The following is a 10,514-nucleotide window of genomic DNA, read 5'->3' on the forward strand; positions in this document are numbered from 1 at the left end:
AACCCACCAGCAATCCTGGGCGAACGAATGAGCACACGGGTCATCATTATCGGGTCGGGGCCGGCGGGCTACACCGCCGCCATCTATGCGGCACGCGCGCTGTGCAATCCCGTGCTGATCTGTGGGCCGCAACCTGGTGGACAGCTGACGGTAACCACGGATGTCGAGAACTATCCGGGATTCCCCGACATCGTCCAGGGCCCATGGCTCATGGAGCAGATGCAGAAACAGGCGGAACACTGCGGGGCGACTATCGTCACTGACCATGTCGAAACCGCCGATCTCAGCGAGCGGCCGTTCAGGGTAATCACGTCGTCCGGCAAGCGCTACGAGACCGAGGCGCTCATCATCGCGACCGGCGCCCAGGCCAGGTGGCTTGGCCTGCCTTCGGAAGAGCGTTTCCGCGGCTTCGGTGTCTCCGCTTGCGCTACATGCGACGGCATATTCTTCATCCGCAAGCACGTCGTGGTGGTTGGCGGGGGCAACACCGCGGCCGAGGAAGCGCTATTCCTCAGCAAATATGCGTCTAAGGTCACGCTCGTGCACCGTGGTGCCAGTTTGCGAGCGGAGAAAATCCTGCAGCAACGACTGTTCAACGACACGAAAATCGAGGTCGTCTGGGAGCATGTAGTGGATGAAGTTCTGGGCAACGAAGAACCGGCGCTCTCCGTCGAAGGCATTCGCCTCAGGCATGCCAGAACGGGTGCTGTGCAGAACCTGCCTGCCGACGGGCTGTTCGTCGCGATCGGCCACAGCCCGTCCGTCCGGGTCTTTGGCGACCAGCTCCGACAGAAGCCCGGTGGCTACATCTGGGTTGAGCCTGGATCGACGCGCACCAACGTTCCGGGCGTCTTTGCGGCAGGCGATGTAAGCGACGATGTCTATCGGCAGGCGGTAACCGCTGCCGGCCTCGGCTGCATGGCCGCCATCGAAGCGGAACGGTTCCTCGCTCACCCTCATTCGTAATGCTTGCGGCTGCGCAACCGGGCCTGGCTCGCTCTACCATGCTTTGCCATATTCTCTCCGCTCCGCCGTCTATCGGTAAAGCATACCGCGGCACCTGGCTCCGAGCAGAAGCCTTATCCTCGCAGTGTGCGATGCCGGCATAAGAATCTACGACTCACCTTTTTGCGCCGTTTCTTTTTATAAGGTCGCCGTACTGCGCCGTCGGCCATGCCGTCGCGAAGTGCCGCGGGAGGCCAAGAGGAACGGTGATGGGCTTTTAGTTGGCGGCAGGACCTCGGGTGCGCTGTCTACGGTTCCTTTGGGACGTGACGCTAGCAAAGTCTCGCTGCGGGATGGAAGCCTCGAAGAAGCAATAAAAAGGGAGAGAAGAATGATTGGATCCTACAAAAAATCAGCCCATGCCATGCTGACAGCGCTGTCGCTGGTACTGCTGTCGCTCGCTGGCGCCAACTGCGCCAAGGCGGCTGATGACTATCCGAACAAGCCGATCGAAGTAATCGTCGGCTACCTCCCCGGTGGCGCAACCGACTTCGCCGCCCGCGTCCTCGCCGAGTCACTGTCGACCAGCCTCGGACAGCCGGTGATCGTCAATAACCGCCCCGGCGCCTCTTCGGCGATCGCCGTTGATGCCGTCAAGCGCGCGGATCCAGATGGCTATACGCTTCTGTTTGGCAACAACGACGCGATTGCGATACTGCCGGCCGTCAAGCCGGACGTGGCCTACAAGATCCCGGACGACCTGACCTTCATTTCCCGGGTCGTCGAGTTTCCACTGGTGTTCGCTGTCAGCACGAAGCTGCCGCTCAACGCCATGAAAGATTTCGTCGAATACGCGAAGGCCAATCCCGGCAAGTTCAACTACGGCTCTTCGGGTGTTGGCGGTTCGCTGCACATTGAGGGTGTGCGTATGGCCCTGGCGGCAGGCATCGACATCACCCACGTCGCCTACAAAGGTGCTGCCGGTGCTGTGACCGACCTCGTCGGAGGCCAGATCGACGGCATGTTCGGCACGGTGAAGGACATCTCCGCCCATCTCAACACTGGCACCATCAAGCTGCTGGCCGTGACCTCTCCCGAGCGCGTACCGGTAGTGCCGGATGTGCCGACTTTGGCCGAAGCCGGCCTCGGCGACGCCACCGTCACGGGCTGGTTCGCCCTCATGGGTCCCGCGAACATGCCTAAGGAAGTCACCGACAAGCTGAGCAAGGCCGTCGCCGACGCCTTGGTCAAGCCGGAAGTGGCAAAGCGTCTGGCTGACTCTGGCCTGTATACTTCGCCGCTTGCCGGCGCTGAGTTCAAGGATTTCGTGGTCAAGCAACTCGACACGTTCAAGACCATCGCCGAAAAACAGAACATCCGGATTACCGATTGACGGTTCGTCGCGGGCGGCTCATTCGTTTTGGGCCGCCCTAAGTCTGGCATGAACGTTGCTTGCGGATTGGAGTTTTCGATGCGAAATCCGCCATTAGCCCCATATCGCCAAGCGGCATCAACCACCCCGACCCAGGCAGGTTCTGACCTGCCATGGCTCCTGCTGCTTCGGCCTATGATTTATGCACCGGGTCCTCACGATGCCATCTCAACTTGAAAAGCCGAGAGACGTGATCAGTGGGACGCTGGTGCTCGCCACCGGTGCAGCGTTCCTTTACTTCGGTCGCGGGTTGACGGTCGGCAGCGCTTCGCGAATGGGGCCGGGCTACTTTCCGATCATTCTGAGCCTGCTGATGGTCGTTCTGGGGCTTGCCATCATCGTTAACGCATTGCGTTCAAAAAGCGGGGCAGGCGAGGCGCTGACGATCCCTTGGCGTGCGCTTGTCCTCGTCCTGGGCTCGATCATGGTCTTCGCCCTAACCCTCAAAGGGCTCGGCCTGTTCATCTCGCTGGCGCTCTGCATTCTGGCGACGACCATGGCCAGCAGCTACACGAAGTGGATCCCCTCCATCACGCTAGCCCTCGTGCTGTCTCTCGTCTGCGCCTTCCTTTTCGTCTATGCGCTCGGATTGCCCATCCCGATCATCGGGCAATGGCTATCTTTCGGTTACTGGTGGCCTTCGGCTTCCCCCAGCCCGTGAAAATCACCAGCTGAAGAACATTTTTCATGGACTTCTTTTCCAATCTTGAGCTTGGTTTCCAGACGGCACTGAACCCGTGGAACCTGCTGTACTGCTTCGTCGGCTGCCTGCTAGGCACAGCTGTCGGGGTCTTGCCGGGTCTCGGGCCGGTGGCAACAATTGCCATGCTTCTGCCGCTGACCTTCAGCCTGTCGCCCGACACGGCGATGATAATGCTGGCCGGCATCTACTACGGTGCGCAATACGGAAGCTCCACCACCGCCATCCTGATCAACCTGCCGGGCGAAGCCGGCTCGATCGTGACCGCGATTGACGGCTACGAGATGGCCAAGCAGGGCAGGGCGGGTCAGGCGTTGGCGGTGGCGGCACTGGGTTCGTTCTTCGCCGGAACGGTCGCAACGCTCATCCTGGCGCTGTTCGCTCCGGTGCTGGCCGGCTTTGCGCTGAAGTTCGGCCCGGCAGAGTATTTCTCCCTGATGGTGCTCGGCCTCGTTGCATCAGTTACGCTTGCGTCAGGTTCGCTGCTCAAGGCGTTCGCGATGATCGTGCTGGGCCTGCTGCTTGGCCTGGTCGGGACCGATGTCGAGAGCGGCACGCTGCGATACACGTTCGGCATACCGAGCTTGGCCGACGGGCTCGATTTCGTCGCGCTCAGCATGGGCGTATTCGGTATCAACGAGATCATCTTCAACATCGAGCATGAGCAGAAGCGCAACGTAATTGTTCGCAAGGTGAGCAAACTCATGTTGACGGCTGCGGAGCTCAAGAGCGTCATAGCCCCGGTCTTGCGAGGGACTGGCATCGGCACCGTGCTTGGGATCTTGCCCGGCGGTGGCGCAGTCCTGGCATCGTTCGCGGCCTATGCGGTCGAGAGCCGTGTCTCGAAAAACCGGTCGCAGTTCGGCAAGGGCGCTATTCAAGGGGTCGCGGCGCCAGAAAGCGCCAACAATGCCGGCGCGCAGACCTCATTCATCCCGATGCTGACGCTCGGCATCCCCTCCAACCCGGTAATGGCGATGATGATCGGCGCGTTGGTTATCCAGGGCATTACACCTGGCCCGAATGTCGCCACTGAGCAGCCGGCCCTGTTCTGGGGTCTGATCGCCTCGATGTGGGTCGGCAATCTGATGCTGGTCCTGCTTAACCTGCCTCTGATTGGCATATGGGTGCGGATGCTGATGGTGCCGTACCACTACCTCGCTCCGGCGATCGTTGCGATTTGCTGCATCGGCGCTTACAGCGTCTACAACGACTCGTTCAGCATCTACACAATGGCCCTGTTCGGCCTCGTCGGCTACATCCTGATCAAGCTCGACTTCGAACCAGCGCCGCTGCTGCTCGGCTTCGTGCTGGGACCGATGCTGGAGGAGAACCTGCGGCGGGCAATGGTGCTTTCCCGTGGCGACCCGACCGTGTTCCTCACCCGGCCCGGCAGCCTCATGCTGATCGTTCTGGCCGCGATACTGTTGGTCCTGGTGCTGTTGCCCAGCATACGCTCGAAGCGCGAGGAAGCGTTTCAGGAGTGACTTCGGGTAGGAGGGAAAAACCCGGCGCGTCAGGCATCTCAGCCAGCGATTGAGTCCTTCCAAAAATGGTGTCGCGCAGGTCTTGACGGAGTTGCATGGGAGCTATCCGAATTGCGGACGGTCGACCGACGCGATTGGCAAGTGACGCCGTGGCCAAGGATGAGCGCTGGTGGCATCGTCCGAGACGATGCATCACTTCCCAATCGCGACTGGGGCTAACGCCGTCGTATCATTATCAGAACTGCGTCGCCTCCTGGGCGACTAGTTGGCCCGTTGTCATCGGAACGTTCCCGATCGACGGACTAAGCCACGCAATTGGGAGGATTTATGCCGTATTCGGATTTCAAGGGGAAGGTTGCGATCATAACGGGGGCCGGTGCAGGTATCGGCCTTGCCATTGCTGAAGCGCTTGTCAAGGAAGGGGTGCGTGTTGCTGGCATGGATATCAATCTGGATGGTGTGAGCCGGGTTGAGCAGCGCGTTGGGAAAGACAAGTTCCTTGCCTTGCAGGTCGACATCACTGATCCGGCGAATTGCAAACGGGGCGTGGATGCTGCTGCAGAGCATTTCGGTGGATTGCATGTCCTCATCAACAATGCCGCGCTCGGCATGAACGCCGTGCACCCACATTACGAGACTCTCCCCTTGCAGATCGAAGACGTCAGCGAAGAACTGTGGAAAAAATTCATGCTGACCAATGTCTGCGGCACGTTCAACATGTCGCGCCAGGTCGTTCCGCGCCTGCGTCCGCAGAAATGGGGCCGCATCATTAACGTCAGCACGAGCTACTTGACCATGATGCGGCCGGGCTTTTCCCCCTACGGACCGTCAAAGGCGGCTCTCGAAGCATGGTCGATGATGCTGTCGCGCGAACTCGATGAATCAGGCATCACCGTCAACGTCGTGTTGCCGGGCGGGCCGGTAGACACGGCCATGGTTCCCGATAGGGATGGCCTTGATCGCGAGACGCTTATCCGCCCCGAGATGATGGCTCCGATGATTCTGGCGCTCTTGACCAGCGAGGGCGACAAAATAACCGGCAAACGCTTCCTCGCGGTCGATTGGGACAATACGATCAGCGACCCGCAGCTTCAGACCCACCGGACTGCGGCCTGGCCGGAGCTAGCCACTCCGCTCGCAGCGTTGGCGCCGAAGAAGGGGTGAATGTCCTCCATGGACTAACCTCCCATGTACAGCGTGGCGGGAGGGGAACAACCAGCCAGACAAGGGATTTGCCTCTTTCCGGCAAGACAGCTCTCCTCGAGGGAGGCCGGGTCGTTGACCGGCTTGATGAAGTTCTGAAAACCGCTGAAGCGGGCGCGTGCCCAGTTGGGCAAAAGATGCGTCCGTCATGGCAGACCGCACGGCCTCAACCAGCGGATAAACGATCACCAGAACCAGAAGTATGGCGATCGGCGCCAACAGCAAATAGGGCAGCCCTTCAAAGCTTTGGCGTCGCCTCTTCGAACGAGCTATGTCCTTCCACTCAGCAGTTACTGAAACTTCGCTCAAATGCGCGACCTCCAGCGATGCGCGGAAACCAGGGCGGTCGAATTCAGCATTGGGATAGTTGGCTGGACGCGCGCTCAGAGCCTTCGATGGGATGGACCTCGTCGCGTTCGACGATGTAAGGCGTGAACGCGGAAGACTTGTCGATATCCAAGTGACACAGCCGGTCCGCCCCCAGAGCGGACATCTCAAGACTGGCAAAAGGATGGCGGCGTGATTGGTCCCAGCGTGAGCCTAGGCTGCGAGCTGGTTCTTCACGAATGCACCATCCTTCATGATGGCGGACATGTAGCGGCCTTGACTGCCCAGCGCAGACAGATCCTTCACGGGATCCTTGTCGACCACGAGGAGGTCGGCAAAGGCGCCTGCCGCGATCGCGCCGACCTTGCCTTCCATACGGACGAGTTCGGCGGCGGTAAGGGTTGCCGATTTGATCACCTCGATCGCCGGCAGCGCCTCCGCGCGGATCAGGAACTCTTCGGACTGATAGCTGTGCATCGAGCCCAACACGTCGGTGCCGTAAGCCAGCTTGACGCCGGCTGCCCGCATCGTCTCCAGCGATTCGGGACCTCTTGCGCGCACCCATTTCAGGCGTTCCACAAAGCCGGGATCCAGCTTCAGCGCATCGGCCTCGCGGATCTGCGCTTCATAGGCGGCGATCGTCGGCGTGACGATCGCACCTTGCTTCGCAGCGGTGGCAGCGGTTTGAGGGGTAATAAGTGTCGCGTGTTCGATCGAATGAATACCGCATTCGAGTGCACGTGCGACGGCCTCGTCGGTGTGGGTGTGCACCGACACATACATCTTGGCCTTGTCGGCTTCGTCCTGGAACGCGCGCAGCTCATCCATCGAATAGCCGAGATATGGCCGAGGAAAATGGGAGGATGCCGCGCCGCCATTGGCCATCACCTTGATGAATCTGGCGCCCTTGCGAACCTCGTCGCGAGCGGCACGGCGGCAGTCGTCGACGCCGTCAACGATGCGTCCTACCGAGCCGAGTTGGTCGAGTTGACGGTCGCCACTGATCATGTCGTAGCGCGTCCGATAGTCCGAATGGCCGCCGGTCTGCACCATGGCCTTGCCGCAAATGACCAGGCGAGGACCTTCGATAAGACCCTGCTCTATCGCATGGACCTGAGCCACAGTCGCGCCGCCGAGGTCGCGCACGGTGGTGAAACCGCGATTGAGCATGCCCTTCAATATCCGCACCGAATGATAGGCGACGAGTTCGTTTGGCAGAAACGAGTTTTCGGCCGGATCGGCAACTCCGGAATTGATGTGCACATGGCAATCGATCAGGCCCGGCATCAAAGTCTTCCCGCGCAGATCGAAGCGATGCGCGTTGCTATCCCGGATCGGCTTGTCTGAAACCTCGTCGATAACATTGCCGCTGACGCGGACGAAACGGTCGTGCTCGCCGTCCTCATTGGAGCCGTCAACGATCCGCGCGTTTTCGAATATGTAGGAAGGCATCAGCAGTCTCCTTGTTGGATCGGTGCGCCGCCACGTGCGCCGCGGAATTTGACGGGCGCTACGGTCAGTAGGTTGCCCTGCCGCCGGAAAGATCGAACACCGCGCCGGTGGTAAAGGAATTCTCCTCTGACGCTAGCCAGCAGATCATGGAGGCGGCTTCGCCAAGTTCGAGCATGCGGCCGCGCGGAATCTTGGCAAGCATGTACTCGATGTGTTGCGGTGACTGCTCCATTGCCCCAGGCGTCTTGGCAACCGCCGGAGTGACGCAGTTGACTGCGATGTTCTGCCCTGCGAGTTCCTTGCCCAGTGACTTCGTCAAGGCGATCACGGCTGCCTTCATGGAGCTGTAGGCGACCGCGTTGGGGTTGCCCTCCTTGCCGGCAATGGAGCTGAGGTTGACGATGCGCCCGTAGTTAAGCTCCCGCATATGAGGGACGATGGCGCGGCAGCAGTTGAAAGTCCCTATCAATCCCACACTCAGGACCTGTGCGAAGGCCTCGGGTGGATATTCCCAGGTCGGCATGTTCGGCCCGACCAACGCCGCATTGTTGATCAGTATGTCGATCTTGCCAAACCGTTCCAGCGTGTGTGCAAAGCCCGCTTCCACCGACGCGAGGTCGCCAATGTCAGTCTCAATCCCAAGCACGTCGCGGGTTCGTCCAAGCTGATTGAGAGCCTTTTGCAACGCAGCGCCATCGCGATCCCAGATCGCTATCCTGGCACCGGATGCCAGCATCCGCTCGCTGACTGCGAACCCGATGCCCTGCGCTCCGCCCGTGACAATCGCTACGCGCTGCTCAAGATCATATCGATTCATGGTCGAAGACGCACTCTGATTGAATTATTGATTGAAGCATGTTCCACGGGGGAACCGGTGGCGATTTCGCGACAAGCGCGTGCCAGAACGTATTGACTGCGATGGTCTTTCGCAAAAGACTTAGTTTGGAATGGCTGCTTCGCGATCCGCGATGATGCCCTTGCGACAGTTGCATCCGTGCGGTCAACAGCTATTAGCAGTGACTGGCTGCGTGTTTCGCAGGCCTGGCATGGATGGAATATGCCGGAGAGGGGGAGCTACATTGCGTTTTGACCTTCTTTCGCTTCAGCTGTTTGTCGCCGTTTGCGAAGAGCAGAGTATCGCCAAGGCGGCCGATCGCGAGCACATCGCGGCATCGGCGGTGAGCAAGCGGATTTCCGATCTCGAGATACGCCTCAGTACGCCTTTGTTTCACCGCAGCTCGAAGGGACTGGAGCTGACCGCGGCAGCGCAGGCGCTGCTCCACCATGCGCGCGTCGTGCTCCGCGACTTGAAGCAGATGGAGATTGAGCTTGCCCATCACGCCAGTGGCGTCAGTGGGCAGGTCCGCATTTTTGCGAGTGTTTCGACGATCATCCAGCATCTGCCGTCGGATCTGAGCAACTTTCTGGGGACGCATTCGGCCATTCGAATCGATCTGGAGGAGGGCACCAGCCAGCAGGCCGTGGACGCGGTGGCCGAGAACGCTGCGGATATCGGCGTCTTCGGTGGCGTCGTGCCCCGTCGCGGTTTGAAATACATCCCCTATCGCAGCGACCGCCTCGTGGTGCTGGCTCACAGGGACCACCCGCTAAGCTCGCAAACTTCCGTCAAGTTCGCCGACCTCCCGGATTATGACCTGATCGGGCCAAGCAGGGGAAGTTTTCTGGATATGCTCGTCATTCGCGCTGCGGCTGAGCTGAGCAAACCGTTGAAAATGCCAATCCGGGTCAACGGGTTCGAGACGGTGTCGACAATGGTAGAGGCGCAGATGGGCGTCGGCCTCGTGCCGGCGGGATGTGCCGCCCGTTATGTAACGGGTGGCATGCTTGCGGCAATCGCGCTCGACGAGCCTTGGGCAGTCAGGCAGTGGAACATCTGCGTTCAGGACAGTCAGGGCCTGCCACCACCCGTGAAGCTGCTGTTGAAGCACCTTACCAACAGTTGAGAGGCTGGTCCGCCGGCTAACCGGTGCGTCGCGTCCGACGATGCGAGCTTTCCAAAGGACGACTTCGAAGGGTCCGGGTCGGCCCATATAAGTCCTGCCGCAGAGAGGGCCGAGCGAATGCGCCCGCCTCTTCAACTCAATTTCGAAAGGCAAGGCCTTGAAGATAGTAGTGCTCCCAGGAGACGGGATCGGTAAGGAAGTGACCGCGGAGGCAGTAAGGGCGCTGCACGCGGTCATCGGTAGTGAACTCCCGCTCGAACTCACAGAAGCCGTAATCGGAGGTGAGGGGCTGGAGCGCTTCGGCGATGCCCTGCCGCCTGATACCCTCGACATCTCACGCAAAGCTGATGCCATTCTGCTTGGCGGAACCGGCGTTCCTGAGGATGAGAGGCGAGCGCCGAGCGAGGGGGCCGGTTACGGCCTGCTCAAGCTGCGCAAGGCCCTCGGTCTCTATGCTAACTTCCGCCCGGTCGTGCTTTATCCCGAGCTTGTGGACGCCTCCACACTCAAGCCCGAAATTGTCACGGGGGTCGACCTGATCATCTTGCGTGAACTGACCGGCGATCTCTATTTCGGCCAGCCGCGTGGTGTCTCTCGTGACGAGACTGGCGCGCGTGTCGGCATCAACACGATGCGTTATACCGATGCCGAGATCGAGCGCATAGCGCATGCGGGCTTCCAGGCCGCCGCGAAACGACGTAAGAAACTGTGTTCGGTTGACAAGGCAAACGTCCTTGAAACGATGGCGCTGTGGCGCGAGGTCGTTATCGAAGTCAGCAAGCAGTATCCCGATGTGGAATTGACGCATCTCTACATTGACGCGGCGTCCATGGCCTTGATCCGAAATCCCAAGCAATTCGATGTTGTCGTGACGGGCAATGTCTTCGGCGATATCCTCTCCGATGCGGCGGCCATGTTGGCCGGCTCAATCGGAATGCTGCCGTCGGCCTCCCTCGGCGATCACAACAAGGGCCTATACGAACCGGTCCATGGCACCGCGCCGG

The 10,514-nt window shown here is 60.2% G+C and carries 9 protein-coding genes; 7 read left to right on the forward strand and 2 right to left on the reverse strand.

Features of this window, described 5'->3' with window-relative positions:
• The first annotated feature begins 27 nt into the window (after positions 1-27).
• The 5 genes from trxB to EOC06_RS13160 all read left to right on the forward strand — a co-directional run bounded on the left by trxB (position 28) and on the right by EOC06_RS13160 (position 5,728).
• Complete coding sequence (gene trxB / locus EOC06_RS13140) at positions 28-966, forward strand: thioredoxin-disulfide reductase (protein ID WP_128307958.1); 939 nt, start codon at positions 28-30, stop codon at positions 964-966.
• Positions 967-1,369: 403 nt separating this feature from the next.
• Positions 1,370-2,338 carry a tripartite tricarboxylate transporter substrate binding protein gene (locus tag EOC06_RS13145; RefSeq protein WP_164752848.1) on the forward strand — a complete coding sequence of 323 codons (969 nt, stop codon included), beginning with the start codon at positions 1,370-1,372 and terminating at the stop codon, positions 2,336-2,338.
• A gap of 181 nt (positions 2,339-2,519) precedes the next feature.
• Entirely contained in the window at positions 2,520-3,038 is a 519-nt protein-coding gene (locus tag EOC06_RS13150; RefSeq protein ID WP_128307960.1) for a tripartite tricarboxylate transporter TctB family protein, read from the forward strand.
• A gap of 26 nt (positions 3,039-3,064) precedes the next feature.
• Positions 3,065-4,564: a tripartite tricarboxylate transporter permease gene (locus EOC06_RS13155; protein ID WP_127326386.1), complete on the forward strand. Its 1,500-nt coding sequence runs from the start codon at positions 3,065-3,067 to the stop codon at positions 4,562-4,564.
• Positions 4,565-4,891: 327 nt separating this feature from the next.
• On the forward strand, positions 4,892-5,728 hold the full coding sequence (locus tag EOC06_RS13160; RefSeq protein WP_024504889.1) for an SDR family NAD(P)-dependent oxidoreductase: 837 nt from the start codon (positions 4,892-4,894) through the stop codon (positions 5,726-5,728).
• A 579-nt stretch (positions 5,729-6,307) separates the two neighbouring features.
• Here the strand turns inward: EOC06_RS13160 and EOC06_RS13165 are convergent.
• Positions 6,308-7,546, reverse strand: a complete 1,239-nt coding sequence (locus EOC06_RS13165) for an amidohydrolase family protein (protein WP_206631183.1) — start codon at positions 7,544-7,546, stop codon at positions 6,308-6,310.
• A 64-nt stretch (positions 7,547-7,610) separates the two neighbouring features.
• The gene (locus EOC06_RS13170; protein ID WP_024504891.1) at positions 7,611-8,363 is read right to left on the reverse strand and encodes an SDR family NAD(P)-dependent oxidoreductase; all 753 of its coding nucleotides are present in this window, start codon (positions 8,361-8,363) and stop codon (positions 7,611-7,613) included.
• 262 nt (positions 8,364-8,625) lie between these two features.
• On the opposite strand from EOC06_RS13170, the gene EOC06_RS13175 reads away from it, so the two are divergent.
• Positions 8,626-9,510: a LysR family transcriptional regulator gene (locus EOC06_RS13175; RefSeq protein ID WP_032899521.1), complete on the forward strand. Its 885-nt coding sequence runs from the start codon at positions 8,626-8,628 to the stop codon at positions 9,508-9,510.
• Positions 9,511-9,667: 157 nt separating this feature from the next.
• Positions 9,668-10,514, forward strand: an 847-nt coding sequence (gene leuB, locus EOC06_RS13180) for a 3-isopropylmalate dehydrogenase (RefSeq protein ID WP_128307962.1), incomplete at its 3' end; no start/stop codon positions are given.

It is taken from the genome of Mesorhizobium sp. M7A.F.Ca.MR.362.00.0.0 (genome assembly GCF_004023175.1).
Taxonomy (GTDB): domain Bacteria; phylum Pseudomonadota; class Alphaproteobacteria; order Rhizobiales; family Rhizobiaceae; genus Mesorhizobium.